Source organism: Asticcacaulis sp. SL142 (genome assembly GCF_026625745.1).
Lineage (GTDB): Bacteria > Pseudomonadota > Alphaproteobacteria > Caulobacterales > Caulobacteraceae > Asticcacaulis.
The window spans coordinates 1,256,135-1,276,250 of record NZ_CP113061.1 but is presented as its reverse complement, the minus strand read 5'-3'; the positions used below and the strand labels follow the sequence as shown (position 1 = coordinate 1,276,250).

At 52.2% G+C, this 20,116-nt stretch carries 14 protein-coding genes and 3 pseudogenes; 8 read left to right on the top strand and 9 right to left on the bottom strand.

Translation table 11 applies throughout. The features are described from left to right. Positions 1-47 precede the first annotated feature (47 nt). Positions 48-807, bottom strand: a pseudogene (locus OVA03_RS05845) (IS5 family transposase). Between the two features lie 195 nt (positions 808-1,002). Between OVA03_RS05845 and OVA03_RS05840 the strand changes: the two are divergent. Beyond that, the gene (locus OVA03_RS05840; RefSeq protein WP_267527212.1) at positions 1,003-1,212 is read left to right on the top strand and encodes a hypothetical protein; all 210 of its coding nucleotides are present in this window, start codon (positions 1,003-1,005) and stop codon (positions 1,210-1,212) included. A gap of 47 nt (positions 1,213-1,259) precedes the next feature. Here the strand turns inward: OVA03_RS05840 and OVA03_RS05835 are convergent, their stop codons facing one another. Beyond that, positions 1,260-1,436: a hypothetical protein gene (locus OVA03_RS05835; RefSeq protein WP_267527211.1), complete on the bottom strand. Its 177-nt coding sequence runs from the start codon at positions 1,434-1,436 to the stop codon at positions 1,260-1,262. Between the two features lie 190 nt (positions 1,437-1,626). Here OVA03_RS05835 and OVA03_RS05830 point away from each other — a divergent pair. After that, a pseudogene (locus OVA03_RS05830) lies at positions 1,627-1,818 on the top strand (hypothetical protein); the annotation flags it as partial. Positions 1,819-2,434: 616 nt separating this feature from the next. Here OVA03_RS05830 and OVA03_RS05825 read toward each other — a convergent pair. The 6 genes and pseudogenes from OVA03_RS05825 to OVA03_RS05800 all read right to left on the bottom strand — a co-directional run. Beyond that, positions 2,435-2,734 (bottom strand): annotated as a pseudogene (locus OVA03_RS05825) (transposase); the annotation flags it as partial. A gap of 188 nt (positions 2,735-2,922) precedes the next feature. Further along, positions 2,923-5,079 (bottom strand): TonB-dependent receptor, encoded by a 2,157-nt coding sequence (locus OVA03_RS05820; protein ID WP_267527210.1) that lies wholly within the window; start codon positions 5,077-5,079, stop codon positions 2,923-2,925. Between the two features lie 113 nt (positions 5,080-5,192). After that, positions 5,193-5,768 (bottom strand): HAAS signaling domain-containing protein, encoded by a 576-nt coding sequence (locus OVA03_RS05815; protein ID WP_267527209.1) that lies wholly within the window; start codon positions 5,766-5,768, stop codon positions 5,193-5,195. Then, positions 5,765-6,121 (bottom strand): PadR family transcriptional regulator, encoded by a 357-nt coding sequence (locus tag OVA03_RS05810; RefSeq protein ID WP_267527208.1) that lies wholly within the window; start codon positions 6,119-6,121, stop codon positions 5,765-5,767. Before OVA03_RS05810 ends, OVA03_RS05815 begins: the two co-directional genes overlap by 4 nt. 625 nt (positions 6,122-6,746) lie before the next feature. Next, positions 6,747-8,792, bottom strand: coding sequence for an EAL domain-containing protein (locus OVA03_RS05805; RefSeq protein ID WP_267527207.1), 2,046 nt, complete (start codon positions 8,790-8,792; stop codon positions 6,747-6,749). 558 nt (positions 8,793-9,350) lie between these two features. Then, positions 9,351-10,745 (bottom strand): serine hydrolase, encoded by a 1,395-nt coding sequence (locus OVA03_RS05800; protein WP_267527206.1) that lies wholly within the window; start codon positions 10,743-10,745, stop codon positions 9,351-9,353. A gap of 443 nt (positions 10,746-11,188) precedes the next feature. Here OVA03_RS05800 and OVA03_RS05795 point away from each other — a divergent pair, with 443 nt between their 5' ends. The 6 genes from OVA03_RS05795 (at position 11,189) to OVA03_RS17030 (ending at position 16,623) form a co-directional block, all read left to right on the top strand. Further along, complete coding sequence (locus OVA03_RS05795; RefSeq protein WP_267527205.1) at positions 11,189-12,004, top strand: helix-turn-helix transcriptional regulator; 816 nt, start codon at positions 11,189-11,191, stop codon at positions 12,002-12,004. Positions 12,005-12,228: 224 nt separating this feature from the next. Further along, complete coding sequence (locus OVA03_RS05790) at positions 12,229-13,674, top strand: methyl-accepting chemotaxis protein (protein ID WP_267527204.1); 1,446 nt, start codon at positions 12,229-12,231, stop codon at positions 13,672-13,674. A 16-nt stretch (positions 13,675-13,690) separates the two neighbouring features. Continuing rightward, positions 13,691-14,431 (top strand): hypothetical protein, encoded by a 741-nt coding sequence (locus OVA03_RS05785; RefSeq protein WP_267527203.1) that lies wholly within the window; start codon positions 13,691-13,693, stop codon positions 14,429-14,431. 17 nt (positions 14,432-14,448) lie between these two features. Further along, positions 14,449-15,345 (top strand): EAL domain-containing protein, encoded by an 897-nt coding sequence (locus tag OVA03_RS05780; RefSeq protein WP_267527202.1) that lies wholly within the window; start codon positions 14,449-14,451, stop codon positions 15,343-15,345. 60 nt (positions 15,346-15,405) lie between these two features. Beyond that, positions 15,406-16,200 (top strand): response regulator, encoded by a 795-nt coding sequence (locus OVA03_RS16955; RefSeq protein WP_324291032.1) that lies wholly within the window; start codon positions 15,406-15,408, stop codon positions 16,198-16,200. 42 nt (positions 16,201-16,242) lie between these two features. Beyond that, on the top strand, positions 16,243-16,623 hold the full coding sequence (locus OVA03_RS17030) for a helix-turn-helix domain-containing protein (protein ID WP_420710482.1): 381 nt from the start codon (positions 16,243-16,245) through the stop codon (positions 16,621-16,623). A gap of 448 nt (positions 16,624-17,071) precedes the next feature. Here the strand turns inward: OVA03_RS17030 and OVA03_RS05770 are convergent, their stop codons facing one another. Next, positions 17,072-19,987 carry a TIM-barrel domain-containing protein gene (locus OVA03_RS05770; protein ID WP_267527201.1) on the bottom strand — a complete coding sequence of 972 codons (2,916 nt, stop codon included), beginning with the start codon at positions 19,985-19,987 and terminating at the stop codon, positions 17,072-17,074. Between the last annotated feature and the right edge of the window lie 129 nt (positions 19,988-20,116).

Genomic DNA, 20,116 nt, shown 5'->3' with positions numbered 1-20,116 from the left:
GCCCTTTTTATTTAAAAGGCGGCAGCGCTAATGCCTAGGCTCAGGCCTCATTGATTGATCCAGAAGGCTACGGTAGCGGCGATGAGTGTGGCTGAGAAGAAAGTGCGTGCGCATCTGTCATAACGGGGGTGGATACGTCGCCAGTCCTTCAGTTTTGCAAACATGTTCTCGACTTTGTGGCGCTGTTTGTTGAGCGTCTTATCATAGTCGATCTGGATTTTCCGGTTTTGCCTTGGCGGTATGCAGGGCGTAATACCCTTATCGATCAAAGCTTTGCGAAACCAGTCAGCGTCATAGCCGCGATCTGTCAACAGGCTTTTGGCCCTGGGCAAAGAGTCGAGCATCAGGGCCGCACCTTTGTAGTCGCTCATCTGGCCTTCAGACAGAAGCCGCACCAAAGGCCGCCCCTGAGCGTCTGTCACAGCGTGGAGCTTTGAGTTGAGGCCGCCTTTCGTGCGACCGATGCAGCGGGAAACAGCCCCTTTTTAAGGAGGCTTGCCGCCGTCCTGTGTCCTTCAGGTGGGTTGCGTCGATCATCAAACGATCCGGTTCACCGGCCTGTCCGGCCAAGACCGCGAAAATGCGGTTGAACACACCCAGCCGACTCCAGCGCATGAACCGGTTGTACAGCGTCTTGTAGGGACCGTAACCAGACGGCGCATCTTTCCACTGAAGCCCATGTTTTATAACGTAAATAATCCCGTTCACAACCCGAAGGTCATCCACACGCGGCACACCGTGCGAAAGTGGAAAATACGAACAGATGCGTTGGAACTGGCGCTCAGACAGCAAAAACAAATCACTCATGGAAAGTCCTCCGACCATAAGTGAAGCACAACAACCATTTTTTGGGAATCCTGTTAATCAACAGATCCTGAGCCTAATCTCGGCCTGAAATTTCAGGAATAATTTAAATTGTTGATTTTAGTAATTTTGAAAATTAAAGGCTCAACACTAGATTCGTATTGATGGAATATTTAACGAAATTTGATAAATAGTTTTATGGAAAAGTTATATCAAAAAGTAAAAGAATATCAAAAAGCTATCCCTGAACATGGAATTCAGGAGATGATTCAAATGGTAAATGAAATAATTAGCGAATATGACGCAATAAAAGAGCTTTCTATATTTGAATATGACAATCATAGGCGCTTTCAATTGTCTCTACTCAATTCCGTAGCAATCATAAAGAAGCGATTTTACGGCGGCTAAGACCTGTCGCTATCTTCATTTCTCTACGGGCTGTCGCCTTTGGATAGCTAACCTATGCTTGGCGCTGGCGGAATAAATGGCTGGTAATCGGAAACACCCGTTACCTTACGATAAACATCTGTAAATATTTCTTCGATTTCTTCTTTGGTTCTATCAGAAGCTTTTCCAAGTGCTTTGCGCAGTTCGTCGCTAGGCAGATCACCATTACCTTCTTCGCCCGCCATAGCCGCGTCGGATTGCGCCGTACCAAGTTGAGTATGGAGTGAGACATAAGCCTGAATCTGGAAGGTACGCGACTATTCAGCAACAGGTGATCGCGATTACGGAAGTCATGAAGCGTTTGCCGAAGCCTTTAGTCGAGGGAAGGGCGTGCGCTCTGGGCACACTCTTGGCCCAATCGACTTCAGTCCATGGCTTTACAAAAAGCGTATCATCGTGGAACGTTTCTTCAATAAGCTCAAACAGTTCCCCAGCATCGCGATGCAATACGATAAACCAGGTTCAACCTTCCTCGCTACGGCAGAGCTGGCCTGCAACCGCATAAATCTACGACATCCTCGATGTAAGGAATGGGTAGCGCTTCATAAGGTAACAACACAAGTTTAACACCATCTCCAAGTTTAGGGCACTACCTCAATCACATGCCTTTCTCTATTACCATTTCAAAAGGCGTGACGGGCAGGTCCTCGCTGTTAAACAAATTAACGACCGGAGAGTCCGCCCAAGCATAGCGCACCCTTTGCGCGTCTGGCCGGTTTGCGCCGACGAGGATCACATGATCGCCATCTACACTGGCTACTGTATAGGTGCAGCCCCTTGAGCCTCACACCTCAAAGCCGATGGCGTAATCACCGCTGAGCGTGCGTAGGCCAGCCCCAGTGTCTGTGAAAGTGATTATCAGGTTCTCGTCTGATCGTTCGACTTTTTGCGGCAAGGGACTCTGAGGCACGGTTTCACCATAGGCGATCCGCTGGGCCGTCAGCGCCAGACGTTTGCCAACAACGGTTTTCTGCGCAGGGTGGATGTCGTATCGGTCACCAATATCGATTATGGGGGTCAGCCCCGACGTTGCCCCGGGATTTAATCCAGTTCAAAATTAGTTTTACCGCTAGCTTGACCTGCTCCCCATTTCTTGGCCACCCGAAACTAGAATTTCCGGGGGTTAGGGCTCAGGGTGTGGCAAGCGCCATTGAGCCAGAAACGTGTGATATTGGGGGCTTATTTTTGCGAGAACATCCTGCAACATGGCTTTATCAAGCGACAGATCCGCGACAATGCGTTTCAGCTTCGCGTTATCTTCTTCTAATTGACGCATGCGCCGCATCTCTGACGGCATCAATCCAGCGTACTTTTTTCGCCAATTGTAGAACGTCGCGTCCGATATGCCGGCCTTGCGACAGACCTCGGCAACCGCCACGCCGTCATCTGCCTGCTTAAAGATGAACGCAATTTGCGACTCCGTGAACTTCGACTTCTTCTTGAAATTCTCCTCATCCCGAAAGCGGGATCTTAATTGGAAAATTCCAGTTTTAAATGGCCTCGATTTTTGGGGAGCACGTCACGTCGCCAGTGTGCCACGGATTTAAACCAACGACGACGGCTGAGAATAAGCGTGCGGTTGGGAAATGTCCGCTTGTGGTGTGCTCGCACGCAGTTGGACACAATGTCCGCAAGGGGCGCATCGTTGAAATTGAAGGCATCTAGGCTGGATTAACGCCCGTTCCCGCTGATGCCGAACGGATTGATTTGCAAGCCGAACATAACGTTGAGGCCGCCCAGATTAAATTCAGTGACGGTGCGCCCGGCCTGGTTTTCGATAATGCTACGCGACGTGGAGTGATCCTGAAGATTTGCCGTGGCGGTTAGCTTGCCGTTTATCCGCCGACTGTAGCTTACGCTCCAGCGATGGGTCGGTTTGGTATAGCCTTGACCCGTCAGTTGCTTGCCTGCGGCATTGAGCGAAACCTGCACCTGTTCCTTCGGGGACATCCTGTAGCCGATGCGTAAACCGCCGGCGATCGAATCCGCCTCAGTGATCGTTGTGAAGGTTGAGGATCGCGGCGGCCGCTGCTCATGCTTTAGCGTGGTTTGCAGATTAACATCCCACTTCGTCCCGATACGACGATTATACATCAGGTCAAGGCCGTTTTCCGTCCCGTCACCGCCATTTTCGCGTCGGCTCAGATAGACATTATCGTCGATATAGGTGCTGCGCTCGACAAAGACATTTTCGTTCTTTTTATAAAACCAGGTCGCCGTAAAGGTGAGGTTTTTGGCGCGGTTATTATATTCATAGCGCAGTTCGTTGAGGTGTGTTTCTGACGGTTTCAGATCCGGATTGCCTGAACGGGCATTGCGGTCGTCCCAATAGATGACGAAAGGATTGAGGTCTCCCGCATTTGGTCGCGTAATGCGGTGCCCATAATTATATCGTAGTTTTGTCGTTTCGCTCAGCAGGTATTGCACGGCAAAGCTGGGGTGGATGTGGCTATAGGTCTGCCTCACAGAGACTCGGCTGGTCACCTGATTGAGCGTCAGATTCGTGGTCTCGACCCGAAGGCCACTCAGCACCGTCCAGCGGACGCCGATGGCTTTTTGATAGGTGACGTACCCTTCAATCTGATCCTGATCGACCTCATAGGCGTTGCTGCGTCGGGGATCCAGTACGCGCGCAGTCGTATTCAGGCTTAGGTTATATTCGGCATTATCGGTTTTTGCCGCATTGGCGCTCAGATCAAGGCCAGAGGTGAACACTCCACCCCAAAGCTGACGGTTATAGTCAAGACTCATGGCCAGGGTATGCTGGGTGTTGTCACCGGATCGTAAAGTCCGCCGGTTTTGGGACGCGGTTGTAAAGCTGTAGTCCGATAGGTTTTCACTCGACTGCATGCTGCGGTTCTGCCGCAGGTCGGCCTTGAAAGTTTCGCCCTCTGTGTCACCGTCATGACTAAAACTAAGGCGTACCGATCCTTGCTGACTGTCATTCCGGCGATCATCACGGCTCTGGTATTGGGTCGTCACCTGACCGATAGGATCGCGTTCCTCAAAGCCGCTTAGCCCCTTCGATCTATAGTCGGTGTGGTTCAGCGTCACCTCTAACCCCACCGTATCGGTATCGGTGGCATTAAAGCCAGCGGCACCGATAAAGCCATAACTGTCGGTTGACTGCGGCAAGTCACTGAGCCCGCTAAAGCGCACTGTGCCTGCCGGTGTATAGCGTTCGCGGTTGATGGAAAATTCGGGTTGGCGGGTATCCCGGTTAGCGTTCAGGCTGCCGTTGAAGGTGAACCGGCCTTTGGCGACACCTGAGTTTACGCTTGCATTATAGCGGCCCTCATTACCGGCCCCGAGCCGCACCCCCAGGATTGGGCGAAGACCCCGGTTTTTCTTCATGACGATATTGATGATGCCGCCGCCGCCATCTGCGCTGAATTGAGCGGACGGCGTGGTCATAACCTCAATAGAGGCGATGGCATCGGCAGGTAGGGATTGCAGGGTAATGGCGCGAAAATTGCCCTGCATCATTGCCGATGGCTTACCATCTACCAGAATTTGCACCGCGGCATTGCCACGCAGGGTCACATTCCCTTCCGGATCGACATAGACGCCCGGTGCTTTGTTCAGGACCTCGGCAGCACTTGAGGTTGGCGTGGCCGGATCGGTTTTGGGATCATAGACATCACGGTCGATCTTTGTGGTGGGTTTGGCGGCGGTCACCGTTACGGTTTTAAGGTCACTATCCGGCTTAGCTTTATCGGGCTTTGGGGGCGGTTTTTCAGCCGTGTCCTGTGCTGCAACTGGTGCAGCCTGACTCATAACTAAAGCGGTTGAGGCCAGCAAAGCCGTTAAAGGTGAGTGCCATGTCATGTCAGCGTTCCTGTGAGAGTGTGCGCGCACAACCGCAGCCTCTGACGTGGTGCGCAGAGTTTCCGGTGTCCGGCGGTTTTATGGGTTAGCTCAGATTTAGGGGTGTTCTGGTCTTAAGCCGATTTTGAACGGGCCCGCACAATGGCAAAGCCCGACAGGCGCAGACATAGCCGGGCCATGAATAGCGACAGAATAATACCGGCAATCGTCAGAACATACCACCAGGCCCCAAGGTGTTCCGTGGCATCGACAGCATTGGCGGGCAGTCGTCCGATATAGTTGCGGTAGCCTGCGCCGGTAAAATAACCGACCTTATCGGGACTGATTATCTTATCAATCAGCCACAGCAGATTAATCAGCGTCAGACCTGCAAAGGCGGCCGTAAAGGTTAAGCCGACGAAGGCAACCACGCTTTTAGCGCAATAGGTGATCAGGGCCTTGATCATATGTAAACTGCGATTTGACGTTATCGCTCGTGACAGCAGATAGTCCTCAATAAAAGGTCGCGCATAGTCCTTAGCGGTACCGAACCCGTGCAGGGCCGAATCGGCTGACAGCCCTGCCGCTACACGGTCTTCGAGGTGGGTGCGGGCCTCAAAGACAATATCGCGACGGCTGACTTCGGGCAAACCCGCCAGCGCCCGTTCAAGATCGTTTAGCCAAGTTTGAATGGTGCCTAGGTCGTTCATGACGATCTCCGCAAAAGAAAAGCGTTTAGGTTTTGGGTTAAATTCAACCAGTCATGGCGCTGGGCAACCAGTTCCGCCTGACCCTGCGCGGTCAGCGCATAGTATTTGCGCGGGTGTGAGGCGTCGGCCTCGTGCCGCCACTCCGACAGTATCAGCCCGGCCTTATTCAACCGATGAAGCAGCGGATAGAGCGTGCCTTCGGACAGATCCAGCCCCGCGCCTTCGCGTAATTGATCAAGAATCCGCAGACCATATTGCGGGCCTTCATCCAGCAAACTTAGGAGCGCCAAATCCAGCACGCCCTTGTAAAGCTGCGTTCGTCGCGTGTCAGATGTTTTATCGGATGAAGTCATGGTGCATCACATGTTACTTTGTGATACAAGGTATGCGGTCATGCCCGATTAATTGCAAGCACTTTTTTGGGGCGGATGACCCTCGTTAGTTAGCTGAGCGTCTTTATAAGGTAATTGGCATTCATTTTTGCTAGCGCGAATATCTGGGAGCACTCGTTAGAGTACGCGACAATTTCTTGCCGATAGGTTCGATGAGCTTCGTGACAGCGTTAGTGACGAGCAAAAGTCCGAATTCGACGGGATTACCGACATAGTGAAGCCGAACTAGGCAAATTCTTTGGCCGCGCTAAACTGTGCTTTTTGTTGTCGAATTACCACGCAGGCAGGAGCCACTGAATCGAACCGCACTGGATTTGGAAGGCGCTCGAGCTCTTGGGGAAACGATTTCTTTAGTTTGGATATTTGTGACCGCGAACCCTATGTCCGCTCTTGAGTGTGCCGGCGCGGATGAGATGTCTGGAATGGGCGCTTGGCTGACCTGAGGTCGAAGATGCATCTTATGTTCGGGGAAAGAAGAGGCCTTCAGAAAGGCAATATGATGCCGTGGGGGACACTAAGGGGGCAACACGCGCCCTGGATCGATATCCCAGGCCGTTGAAGTTAGAGAACGCATCACAGCATCCATTTATGCGCGTCCCTCGAACCTTCTGTTCGTGGGTAAGGACACAAGTATAGCCTCTACGTCGTGAGCCGTCATAGGGCGCCCCAGCAAGTAGCCCTGAGCCTGATCGCAGCCCTCCTGAGTAACGCATGCCATCTCGTCCTCAGTTTCAACCCCTTCGGCAGTGACTACTGCCCCAAAGCTTTTGCCCAGACCAATAACCGCGCGCACGATAGCAAGGTTTTCCGGCGTGGAGGACATGTCGGAGATAAACGAGCGGTCAATTTTAAGTTTATTGAACGAAAAACATCTCAGATAGGCAAGGCTTGAGTAGCCAGTGCCAAAGTCATCCAGTGCGATATGAATTCCCAGTTGCTTGAGCTGGTTCAAGATGCGGACGTTTTCCTCAGTGTCGGTGAGGAAAATTGACTCTGTAATTTCAAGTTCCAGCCGGTGGGGCGATAACTTTGATTGCTCCAACGCCCTAGTGACGTCTGCGGCCAAACTGAAACCGGTGAACTGCCCGGGCGACAGGTTCACGGCGAGTCTGATGGCTTTTGGCCATTTGGTGGCTTCAGCGCAGGCCTGCTGCAGAACCCACCTACCGATAGGCTCTATCAAGCCTGAGGATTCAGCGACTGGGATAAACTCGTCAGGGGATATAAGACCTCGTGTCGGATGCTCCCAACGTAGTAAGGCTTCAAAGCAAATAATTTTGCGGGTACGCGTGCAGACGATGGGTTGATAGTTGAGGTAAAGCTGGTTCTTTTCCAGGGCAGTACTGAGTTCTTCACGCAGAATACGCTGGCGATCGGCTTTTTCCTCCATTGCATACTCAAACCACGCATAGTCACCTTTACCCGTGGATTTGGCTGCATAGAGCGCAAGGTCGGCCCGTTTCATGAGCGCATCGGCACTGCCGCCATTCAAAGATCTCAACGCAAGGCCCGCGCTGCATCCAATTGAGACATAATGTCCATCAATGGTGAAGGGCTCACACAGGGCTGAGATCAATCGGCCTGCAAGCTGAGTGGTGCTCTCCAGACTAATTTGACCCTTATGGATCACACCGAATTCATCACCGCCCAATCTGGCCACGACGTCGTCTTCCCCCATATGGGATAACATGCGCGTTGCTACCTGTTGTAGCAAGTGATCGCCGACATGGTGACCTAGACTGTCATTCACAGCCTTGAAGCGGTCGAGGTCAAGCAGCAACAGGGCGAAATCACTATCGGTCGCAGAATTTGCATCGATATGGCGATCAAGGATGTTCTGAAACTGCAGCCGGTTTGGCAAGTCCGTCAGGATATCGTGCAAGGCCAGATGACGGCTGCGTTCCTCTATCCGAAGTTTCTCGGTTACATCTTCGGAAATACCCAGCAGATATCTTGGTTTTCCGTTGATATCTGGCACACCAACTTTTTGTGTCCTTAAGGATCGCACACCGTTTGGCGTCGTGAGCGGTTCATTTTCGATAGTAACGAGTTTTCCGGACGCTACCACCTCCTGATCGGCCAGCCGGAAGCGTTTTGCATCTTCAATGTCGAACAAATCGAAGTCAGATTTTCCGATAAGGTCATGGCGGCTTAATTCGAGTAGTTCCTCACCCGCCTTGTTTAACAATACAAACCGGCCGTCGCGAGCATCCTTTACGAACAGCATGGAGGGTATGCTCTCCACGATTGCATCAAGAAAAATCTGTGTACTTTGCAGTTCCACGGACGCCTGTTCGCGCTCAGTGACATCGATATTCCAAACGATAACGCAGTCTTCGCCATGATAGCGCGCGGGACGGGCAAAGCGGAGCACCTTTATTTTATCGCCGTTGGCCTTAAACTGGGTAACGTTCTGCTCTGGGACGAGAAACGCAGCCAGACTTTCCGGACTCATACGCCCGTTGAGGAAATCGCCCGGCGCATGAAGATCATTAAGCGTTTTTTCGATCAGGTCGCGCTTGCTGTGACCATACAAATCGCATGACGCTGCATTAACGGCCAAAATCTTTTGGCTTGCCAGGTTAAATACCCACATGGGGATGGGATTGTGTTCGAAAAATATCTCGAACATATCCTTATCCTCGAACGGCCAGTCGAGACATTGACTTTCGCCTACAGTAAGAGGCCGGTGTGTTTCCATGTCTTCATTCTTCTACGACACCTCTTTCAGACGCAACGCGTGAGGTATTTTCAAATGACAATTTAATCGATCAATATTGCTAATCGCTTAATCTGAACGATTAAAAGTCAAAGGCTCTGGGAGCGGTAATATGTTGAATAAATGTTTGGCGGATAGCCAATAAGTATCAGACCTGGAAATTATATTTCACCAATAAAACGTCTAAATTGCTTGCAGTATTTGAATTGGTTCTATTTTACCACTTGCCGAAGTCCATATAACTACCGCCCGCTGTATTTGAGGAGTCGATGTTGGTATTCTGATGCAACGGTGGCGACATACGTAAAGCCCGCCGTTATCCAATTTTTTGCCCCATTGTGGGGCCTTAACAGTTCGCCAAGTTCCGCTTTCGGGCTCAGCCTGCGGTGCCGCGTAAGTTACCGCTTCGGGCGCACTTTTGACTCTTGTGGTCAGGAAGTGCACAGAAACTCAACGCTGTGCTCAAAGCGGCTACTTCCTCACGCCCGGCGTTGAACGTCCGCCATTGTGGAAGACCAGTCCGGTGACTTTACCATCCGCGGCTGTGACGAATTCGAACTGCGCCTCGAAATGTTTGCTGAAGAACCGCGTCGGGGTTTCGGGGTAAACCGGAAACCGCCAGGCGCCTTTAGACTCAGCGAACAACTGACCGTCTTCGAGCGTGATGGTCATCGTGTGTAATTTCGGCTGGGCCAATTCATAGGTGCCGAGATAAGCCGCCAGCACGTCGGGGCTGACCTGAATCTCCTTATGGACCAAGGGCGGCGGCACATCGCCTCCGGTCAGGGCGGTGACGATATTACCGCGCATCTCTTCCGCCGACGGCGCGGGCTTGCGCGCTTCGACGTTTTCAAGAAGGATCACCGACAGTTTTGCGTCGGGATACCAAGCTATGGTCGACTGAAAACCCGGAAGCGCCCCACCGTGGTGAAATTGGCGTAAGCCCCCGCGCGGTGCCCGGACGACCAACCCGAAACCGTTATTGCCATTGACGCCGCGGTCGTTCTTGTAAGCCGTTATCATCTTGCTAAGTGAAGCCGGTGTCAGAAGCTTGCCACCAAACAGGCCCTGCTGCCATTTCATAAGATCATGCGTAGTTGAGACAATGCCGCTATCTCCCAACGCTGAGGTCTGATCGTAGGTTTTAGGTGTTTCAATGTCCAAGCCGCCCGGCCGGTAAATGTAGCCTTTGAGGCTCGGAAGCGCGACATTGACAGCGGTGGCCTCCATCCCCAACGGAACGAAGATATTGTCCTTCAGGAAGGTCACAAAGGGCTGGCCGCTGGCCTTTTCAACGGCCATGCCGAGCAGGACGTAATTGGTGTTGCTGTAGGCGTAAGCCGTGTCCGGTACGAAATCGAGCGGCTTCGCCGTAACAAATGCCAGCATCTGTTCCGCCGTCATAGGCTTCAGCTGTGTCGCTTGCGCTTCAGGTCGGTTGCCCCAATCAGGAATGCCCGACGTGTGGGTGAGCAGATTTATCAGAGGAATGGCCGCCCAGGACGCCGGTAGTCCCGACACGTGCTTGCCGATAGGATCATTGATGCTGAGCTTGCCGCGCTCTTCCAATAGCAGGATCGCCGCCGCTGTGAACTGCTTGGTCATCGAAGCGATGTAAAAGCGTGTGTTGGGTGTGATCTGTGTTTTTGCGTTACGGTCGGCGAACCCGAAGCCCTTGTCGAGCACGACCTGTCCGTCCTTGGCGATCAGAACCGCGCCCATGAACTGCCCGGCATCTGGATAGGTCTGAATCATGGACTGGATTTTGGCCATTGTCGCCGGATCCGTCGCAATTGCGGGTGCCTGAGCCAGAGCTGATGCGGGCGCATCTGCCGCATGAACCGGCGTTGCAATCGTGCAGGCCATGGACGGTATCAGATGAATAGGGAGCGCCGGCTGAACCTGATATGAACAGCTCGACTTCAAGCGAAGATCAGTCGCCAATGCTGCGGTGGAATCGAGACCGATGTCCGCTTCTGGGCAAATTGATACAAACGACGGGGTTGGCTCCCGCTTTGGGCGCGAACGCGACAATCGGGCAGTCGGCTCGATTTGGCCCAAAGGCGACATTGGCGAGTGTGCTCTAAAATTTCATAGCGGACCAATGTAGCCGACAGAGTAAATATACTGGCAGCCTTTCATGCGCCGCAGAATGGCCTGAAGAGCTTTGATCAAGAAAGTTATCCGCTCTTGTCACCGCGTCCACTTTCACCACGGAGGCAGCCAGTTTCAATGAGCGCGGACTTCCTAAAGACAACAGTAGAGATAATTGCCAAGCGCGCGGGCCTGGATTAGTCAACGGCGTTTACATGGGCGGGCTTGAATGGGCGGTAAAATTACGCCAACCTACACTGACACCGTTTCATGAATGTAGAGCTGACCAATTGCCCAGTTACCGTTCCAAGCGCACAGCAGACCCTGCTCAGCAAGCTAAGATGGAAGTTGTTGCCATTGAGTTCGGCAGAGCCCATGCCAACCATCCGAAAATGGCACAAGTGCGGAAGCTAGTCGCATTTGATTTTTTCGCCATCTCCGGAATGGCCTTTTCGGGCTTGGGGGTTGGCAATGGCGTTATGCTGGCTTCTGACATGCCTGAAGGCTTCTTACGGAAGTTTGTTGCTGAAGGGTTATATCCTCATGACCCCCTTTCAGTTCTGATAACCCCAGAGAAACATTGGGGAAGTTGGCATGACCTTCCTTCGGAGGTTTTAAATGTTTCTTCTCTTAGTCGAATTCGCGAACTTGAACGTGAATATGGAATTTCGAGGCGGTCTGCCGTGGGCTTCTTTGATAAAGAGTATAGGTTCGGAGGAGGGATATTTTGCCGCGCCACGCCATTTTCTGAAGCAGAGAAGTTTATCCTAGAGATGGCTACCCGCGTCGTTCATGCAGAGCTATCGAAGGAACTATTGTTGTCCATGAATCAGCATTTAGGAATGTCGGCGGGAGAGATCACCTGCCTTCAGCTACTGGCTGACGGTCATGAAATCGCGGGCATACATCAGATGACAACATACTCGATTGAGACCCTCTATTCATACGTTAAATCGGCCTCGAAAAAACTTCACGCCAAAGGCCGGACGCATGCAATTTCCGAGGCATTTCGCCGCAATCTTATAAAATAGAAAACCAAAGCTCCGAAACTTGCGTACTTTAACTCAGGTGCGTCGGGATGTCACATCCGCTATTTCGGTGTTGTTAATTTATTTGCACCAATATCGGATAACTTTGATCTCAAAGGGCGACAGAACCCTCGAGATAAGAAGACACATGAGTATGGCCGAATGGCTACGCGCTCATTGGGAGGGAAGTCCATGTTAACAGATGTTTTTCTAGTGCGGATCGGTTTTTGGTCGAGGCCATAAACGTCTCCCAAGCCATCATTGAATTCGATCCTGACGGCAAGATAATCCGGGCGAATAAGAATTTCCTCGCAGCGGTAGGTTACGCTGAAAAGGATGTCATAGGGCAACATCATCGTTTGTTTTGTCTTCCCGAGTATGTTCAATCTGAAAACTACAGCCAGTTATGGCGTGGGCTTGCAGCTGGTCAGTTTACGACGGGTGAATTCAAGAGGGTCGGGGCCGGGGGCAAAATTTTATGGCTCCAAGCAAGCTATAATCCTGTCCGTGACCGCACGGGCAAGGTCGTAAGAATAGTCGAGCTGGCATCAGATATTACCGAAGCGAAGGCCAAAAGCTTGGACCATGCCGGTAAAGTCAACGCCATTGAACGTGCCCAAGCGGTTATCGAATTTGCACCCGGGGGCGAAATACTCACCGCCAATGATAATTTTCTAAAAACTATGGGTTATTCCCTTGATGAGGTCGTGGGCCAGCACCACCGGATGTTCTGTGAATCTCACTATAGCCAGTCCAAGGAATACAACGCCTTTTGGGAGGCCTTGCGAAACGGTGAATTCCAGGCGGCAGAATACAAGCGTATCGGAAAAGGTGGCCGCGAAGTCTATATTCAGGCGTCTTACAATCCTGTTTTTGACGACACAGGCGTGGTAATAAAAGTGGTTAAGTTCGCCACAGACATCACTGAGACTGTCATGCGTCTTCGAAATGACGAGCTTGGCCGTCATATAAATGAACAGTTACAAGATGTAACCACGCGAATGGTGTCCGCAACAGAGATGGCGTCAACCGCCTCAAGTGCGTCAACCGAAACGGGCTCGGTCGTTCATGCCGTTGCGGCGGCGTCAGAGGAGTTGAGTGCAAGCGTCCGGGAGATCGCTAGCAGCATGGGGCATGCGAGAACCAGCGTGGAAGGTATTTTCAAGCACGCTGAGGGCGCAGGGAGTTCGGCAAGAGCCTTGAATGATTCGGCGACGTCAATGACCAGCGTGGTCGAAATGATTCAAGACATCGCAAGCCAGATCAATCTACTTGCCCTCAATGCAACGATTGAATCGGCGCGTGCCGGCGAGGCCGGCAGAGGATTTGCGGTCGTGGCTTCGGAAGTCAAGTCTCTTGCCAATCAGGCAGCCAGGTCCACCGAAACCATCTCAAAAGAAATCACCAATATGCAGACCATGACGACCGAGGTGGTTGAAGCCCTAAGGTCTATCTCATCGAATATGACCTCGGTTCTCGAAAATGTGTCCAGTATAGCCAGTGCTATTGAGCAGCAAAATGCGGTCAGTGCGGAGATTTCCGGTAACATGCAGGCCGCGGTGATGGCCGTTCAGGAGATCGACGAAAAACTCAACCATCTTACGACGACGTTCGGTGAGGTCACTCAGGCATCAAATCACGTAATGGGTAATGTCGAAGCCTTGGTCGCGTAACTATGGGGAGTGAAACATGCAAGGTCAGGACCTAAAACAACAGCGGGACAGCTATCTTACATTTGCTCTTGCGGCGGCCGATGTGCTCATTTCCAGCGATGACCAGAACCGAATTACGCAGGTGGTCGGAGCAACCAACACACTGCTTGGTGGCTGTGCTGAGGATCTGACCGGGCGGGATGTCCTGAGCCTTTTTGAAGGCGCGGAAGCTATTTACATCGTCCATTTGATAAAGAATGCGAAAGCCGCGGGCAGAATTGGTCCCTGTATTGTCAGTTTGACGCCGCGAAGTGGGGATGCGGCATTTGTCAATATGGGTATGATGTCGCGACCGGGGTCGGATGGCGTCCATATGACCTTTACCGTCCTTCCCCCGCATATCGTCAAGTATATTCCAAGGCGAGAACGCGCGACGGGTCTCTTGGATCGTGGTGCGTTTCAGCAAATAGTGGCGGGTATGGCGAGACCATTTGACTCCGGTTCCGGCTCGCAGATGCTCAATGAACTCAGGATGATCAGGCTGGAAGGCTTGCCATCTAACTTGGAGCGCTTGCCCAGCGCCAAGTCAAAACTGGTCATGGCAGAAATTGGTGCCTATATTCGTGCGCAATCCACTGAAGGCGGCATTGCCGCCCAGTTGAATGGTGACAGGTTTGGTATCATAGCCTCGGCGTCAAGCCCGCTCCTGAGCTTTCATCTGTATGCTCTCACGTTGGTGATCTATTGCGAGCGGCGGGTGTGGCGAATCCAACGATAAAGGCAACGGGCGATACCGTGAAATTGGATTTGACCAATATTAGCTCAGCCGAAGCCGCCAAGGCCCTAGCTTACGCCATTACTGCCTTCGGAAAAAGTCAGACCTGTGGGCTGGCGTCGCTCTCGGCGTGTCTTGACGCCGTCGTCGAGCAAACCGTATCCAAGTTCTCGAAAATTAAACTGGCGATATCTCTCAATCAGTTTTCACTGAATTTTCAGCCCGTAGTCGATATCCGCAGCCGATCCGTCCATCATCACGAGGCCTTGGTGAGGTTAAACGATGGTTCTGATCCGTTTGGAACTATAGCATTTTCCGAGCAGGTTGGCTTGATTAATGACCTCGATATGGCAATCGCCTCAAAGGTTCTCAGTGAGTTGCGTCATCATCCGGCTGAGACTGTGGCGGTCAATCTGTCAGGTCGCTCCGTGGAGAACGAAGCTTTCCGCGACCGCCTGTTCGATGTGATCAAAGCGGAAAAGGCCTATGCCCACCTGCTAATGATCGAGCTAACGGAATCGGCTATGGTCGAAAACTTCGAGCCCGTGGCGAAATTCATTCAAAAGCTACGCACAAATGGCATTCGAGTATGTCTTGATGACTTTGGGGCGGGGGCAACGGCGTATAACTATCTCTGTAATTTTGATGTCGATTATGTCAAAGTGGATTGCCCCTTTCTTAAACGCGCCGCTAAAGACAGACGTCAACGCGCGATTGTCCAGTCTATAGTTGTCCTGTGCCGGGATCTTGGGACGTCCCTGATCGGAGAGATGATAGAGACCGGCGGCGATGAACAGTTTGCTATCGATCTGGGCATTGATTACGGGCAAGGCTATCTCTATGGCCGACCTGCCGCGCAATTGCCATCTGGCCTTAAAGGCGAGCAGCGTCTGGGTAAGGTCGAATCCTGGCGATAAGCGCTTAGTGCGCTCAATTACATAAAACTTTGTACAGAAATTACACGAGAGGTGAGGCACATGGCTGGATTGGAAAGGGTCCGATTTTTGGTAGTGGATGACAACGGCCACATGATCACCATTGTGAAAACTATTTTGCGCAGCTTTGGCGTCGTAAAGATATTTGAGGCAAAAGACGCTACAGATGCCTTTGCTTTTTTACGCAATGATTCCATAGATATCGTCATTGTGGACTATCAAATGCATGTTCTTGATGGCGTGGATTTTGTGAGGCTTGTCCGCACCTCAACTGATAGCGCTAATCGCTTCGTGCCAATCATCATGTTGACCGCCCATTCTGAAAAATCGCGCGTTACCAGTGCCAGAGATGCAGGTGTTACGGAATTTTGCGCCAAGCCGGTTACAGCCAACGAGTTGTACCGCAAGATATCGGCGATCGTGAATTCGCCGCGCCCCTTCTTAAAAGTCTCAGGCTATTTTGGCCCCGATCGTCGGCGTCGAAATGATAAAAAGTTTGTCGATCAGATTAGTGACGTTCAGAAAGCCACAGGTGAGACGGTCGAGGCCATTTCTGAAATCACACGCGCAATCGGTGAGATCGCCGGCGTCGCAGCCTCAATCTCTACTGCCGTCGAAGAGCAGATGGCAACGGTTCAGGAGATTGGCCGCTCTACAACGGATGTCGCCACGGCTTCGGAGCAAGTCTCGCAACGTATGGCGGGCGTGCTTTCCGGCTCAGCCGAGACGGGGGCCGCCGCAGAGCAGTCTTTGAGTGCCGCGAAAGAGCTTGGCAGCATGGCCGAGCACCTAAACTCCGAAGTCAACCAGTTCCTGGCGAACGTCCGGGCGGCCTGATGCCACGTATCTTCAGTAAAAGCATTACAGTGAGGTTTTGAAATGGCGAGAAAATCTTCTCATCCGGTCGATATTTACGTGGGGTCGCGTATTAAGGCGTGCCGAAAGACTAGCGGTATCAGCCAGACTGAACTGGCAAAAGCTGTGGGCCTCACATTTCAGCAAGTGCAGAAATACGAGAGCGGTTCAAATCGCGTAAGCGCGTCGGTATTATTTGATATGTCCCGTTTTTTAGGGGTGCAAATCGGATATTTTTTGACGGTTATGATGTGTGGGTTGAAAAGAATGACCCTCGGCCGGAATTGGACAATAACCCACTTACATTTACACTCACGGGAGAAGAGGCGGCAATGGCGGTTGCGTTTCCAAAAATTAAAGAGCCAGCCCAGCGCCGTAAAATCGCCGAACTGGTTCGTATTCTAGCTGGCGAGCCTTGACTTTAATCCTTGTCGAAAAACCGCGCGAACTTCCCAGTAAATAATGTCGCTTTTGGAGTGGCTACGTGTGGACGGCCAATGTCCGCTCAAGATGAGGCTATACGCAGATAGTGCGATGTCCGGATTGGGCGAGGTACCGTCAAAGGGCCAACTCCGAAGCTTGTGTTTAGAGTAGTACTTCGCGGATCAACAAGCGCATTGTCCAGCATCCTTTCGCTATAATCTGCTGTAAATCGCTAACGTCTGGTGGTTTTCGCTCGTGGTCGATTTTGTGAGGACGACTGATAGAATTGACTGGCTTTGCGCCCATTGTTAGGTTGCTGGTTAAAGCTAATGGAATTCGGTATTCAAGATTAGGTTATATGTCGCCATGTTAAGGCTTGAGCGTCTTGTGAATGACGCATTCCACTAGAAGGTTTCCCTGCCGATCGGTCTTAGAACTTAATCGAAATTGTATTGCCTGTGTAGGTGACGGTCTTTGTGGCTGTGCCGGTATCAATGCCCGTGGCTTTACTTGCGCCTAACAGAACGAAATTCAGCTTTCGGCTTTTGATAAGGCCCTCGTAGCCGCCTTTTCGCCCACCGATCGTCAGGGTTTTGGACGCATCGTTCCAAATGAGGTCGTAAGTCGCATATTGCCCCTTTTCGTAGTCGTAGGTTTCGTTGTCGTCTTCGTATATGGTGAACTTGCCGTCCGCTCCGGGATATATCCGGATCTCATATTCCGCGTCTGGCCGCTCCGTCGCATATTGTACGACCGGCCCCATGGGTACGATTGCCCCTGAGCGGACATAGAGCGGCGTGATGTGGAGAGGGACGGTCTTCGCAACTGACTGCCCGCCAGTGAAGCGCTTATGAGTCCAGAAGTCATACCAGTCCATCCCTTTCGGCAGATAGGTTTCGACTCGGTTATCGATGGCCTTGGTTGTGCGAGCAAGTTCAACCTGTTGCGACGGTGTGCGCCACGTAAGGCGCAATTCGCGGGCATAGGTGGCCTGATAATATTCCAGCCGGATGGGGATCGTCTGCCCTTTTTTTAGGGTGATCCGCGCGCTCTTGTAGCGTTTGGCGCCGTTTTTCCAGTCTTCAACAAATAGATTGTCATTGACGAACAGCCGGAAGCCGTCGTCACCTTCGACGCCGAGCTCGTATTCACCGTCTTCCGGCGCGACAATCGAGCCTGTCCAACGTGCGGAAAAGTTGTCGAGGCTGGTGAGGCCTGCTGGCATATCGGCCAAAGGTGGCCCCGGCCACTGCAGGTCGAGGGTTGAGTCCGTCGTCTTGCCCTTTGGAATGTCGAAATTGATGCCTTCAAAATACTGTCCCGACAGCCCCGGCTGTCCCTCGGGCGTGCGCAGAGCTGTAGCCGGTATGGTCGAAGCAGGTGGGGGCTCAAACCGGTACATGGGCCGGGTGACCGGATGAACCAGGAAGGATGGCCCGAACATGAAGGCATCACTGATATTGTGTGTTGCGCGGTCACCCGGGAAATCCATCGGCAGCGCCCGCATCAGCGTATAGTCGTTGTGCGTGACTTGCCAGCTCAGGCTGTAGATATAGGGCAGGAGCCGGTAACGCAGATAAACAGAGTCGCGCAGGGCCTTATACATCTCAGGATCTGTATCCTTGAAAATATAAGGTTCCCGCTCGATACTGGTGCCATGGATACGCATGATCGGATTAAAGGTCGCGTATTGGGCCCAGCGCGCATAGAGTTCGCGGTAGGCTGGGTTTTTCTCGCCCCCTAAGAAGTCCCACACAAAGAATCCGCCGGTGTCCTGAGTCCAGTACGGATTGCCTGTAATAGTGACGTTTACGCCGCCGTTAATCTGGTCTCTGAGGGTTTTCCAACTCGCTCTTGTATCGCCTGACCAAGATGCTGCGGCCGTTCGTTGCGCACCCGCCCAAGCGGATCGTGTCAGCGTGAAAACGCGCTGATTAGAGGTTGCGCGCTGCCCGTCGTAGGTGCCTTGCGTCGTTACAAGAGAGTAGGGGTTCAGATAACGGGTGAAGTCACCAAGCGCATTGGTCCCCAGCCCCTTGATGTCGCGTTCAGTTTCGCCGGCATCGTGCACGGCCGTGCCGACTTCAACCTCAGTGCCATCCATCCAAAGTGCATCGACGCCGACATCCAGAAGGCCCTTTTTGATGTGCTTGAAATAGATTTCGCGTCCTTGCGGGCTAAACGCGTCATAGATGCGCGCTTTTTTTGATATCCAGTGCAAGGGCTCAAAGCGCAGATCGTGCTCATCAAGCTCACGACCCAGATCCGTGTCATTGCCGACCGACGGCCAGATCGAAACCATCAATTTCAGGTTCAGGTCGTGGATGGTCTTAGTCATGCCCTTCGGGTCAGGAAAGCGTTCCTTATTCCAGATCATGCCGCTCCAGGTGCCATCAGTATCGCTGCCCCAATACTGCCAGTCCTGTACGATATAATCGAGCGGGAACTGTTCGTTGCGGAAGGTCTGGGCCACCTCCAGGAGCCGATCCTGAGTCCGGTACCGCTCCTTGCTCATGAAAAGACCGAACGCTTGCTTTGGGTACATAGGGGCGTCACCCGTCAACTCACGGTAGCCCTTCACGACATCGTCCATGGTCTCACCGGCCATGAAGTAGTAATCGACGCCCCCGGGTGCGCTTTCGGCCCACAGGCTGGCACCCTCGGCTGAGTCCCTGAAGCGCATCTTGGAATAGGTGTCCCATAAGATGCCATAGCGTTCGGAAGAGACCATCACGGGAATGATGATGCCGATATTCGTCTGAACCAGAAGCAGTTCTTTGTTACGGCGATTGATCTCACCCTCGCCGACAAAGCCGAAGCCGTAGATGGCTTCATCAGGTTTCAGCGTGAATGTGTTTTCGGCTTCGTAGGTTAGCGCGCCGGCAATCTCGACATTTTTCAGGGTCTGCGGGGCGTCGCGTTTTTCCTGAGTATATACCTTGCCGTTGAGATCAGAAAAGGTAACCGCACCGGTCGCCTTATCGATGAGCACATGCAGTGACGCGCTCACAAGCGTTAGAGTATCCGGCGTCTCGGAAATATTGAATGTTAGCGCGGCGGGTTTATCTATAACGACCAGGCTGGGGTGCTTCCAAAAGTTTTCACCCAGCGTCGTATTTACCCGAACAAGCCCGGGTCCGTAAAAAATGATATTCTTAGTTTGGATCCCGACACGGATTTGAACGCCGCTATCAGTGCGCGAGTACGAGAAGCCTTGAGACTTTGATGTAACCGAAAGCAGGTGACCGTTAACGTCCAAACCCGTTGCGGGTGTGGCATCGGCAGTTGTGCCTAAAATTGCGACCCAAACCAATACACCAATCGATACGAGCCTGCGTGTCGTCATAGGATGTTCCCTGTTCATAATATTCTAACCGCCCGACCATTTCTGGCACACAATGAAGATTAAGCGGGCTGACTTTCTTGAGAACCTATCATGCAAAACGCTGAACTGGCAATTGTCTGAGTTTATCGG

Excerpts from the sequence above, each read along its gene's own strand:
- OVA03_RS05840 (WP_267527212.1), top strand. The coding sequence starts at position 1,003 with ATGGAAAAGTTATATCAAAAAGTAAAAGAATATCAAAAAGCTATCCCT.
- OVA03_RS05805 (WP_267527207.1), bottom strand. The coding sequence starts at position 8,792 with ATGTTCGAGATATTTTTCGAACACAATCCCATCCCCATGTGGGTATTT.
- OVA03_RS16955 (WP_324291032.1), top strand. The coding sequence starts at position 15,406 with ATGGCTGGATTGGAAAGGGTCCGATTTTTGGTAGTGGATGACAACGGC.
- OVA03_RS05815 (WP_267527209.1), bottom strand. The coding sequence starts at position 5,768 with ATGAACGACCTAGGCACCATTCAAACTTGGCTAAACGATCTTGAACGG.
- OVA03_RS05800 (WP_267527206.1), bottom strand. The coding sequence starts at position 10,745 with ATGGCCTGCACGATTGCAACGCCGGTTCATGCGGCAGATGCGCCCGCA.
- OVA03_RS05835 (WP_267527211.1), bottom strand. The coding sequence starts at position 1,436 with ATGGCGGGCGAAGAAGGTAATGGTGATCTGCCTAGCGACGAACTGCGC.
- OVA03_RS05810 (WP_267527208.1), bottom strand. The coding sequence starts at position 6,121 with ATGACTTCATCCGATAAAACATCTGACACGCGACGAACGCAGCTTTAC.
- OVA03_RS17030 (WP_420710482.1), top strand. The coding sequence starts at position 16,243 with ATGGCGAGAAAATCTTCTCATCCGGTCGATATTTACGTGGGGTCGCGT.
- OVA03_RS05770 (WP_267527201.1), bottom strand. The coding sequence starts at position 19,987 with ATGACGACACGCAGGCTCGTATCGATTGGTGTATTGGTTTGGGTCGCA.
- OVA03_RS05795 (WP_267527205.1), top strand. The coding sequence starts at position 11,189 with ATGGGCGGGCTTGAATGGGCGGTAAAATTACGCCAACCTACACTGACA.
- OVA03_RS05820 (WP_267527210.1), bottom strand. The coding sequence starts at position 5,079 with ATGACATGGCACTCACCTTTAACGGCTTTGCTGGCCTCAACCGCTTTA.
- OVA03_RS05785 (WP_267527203.1), top strand. The coding sequence starts at position 13,691 with ATGCAAGGTCAGGACCTAAAACAACAGCGGGACAGCTATCTTACATTT.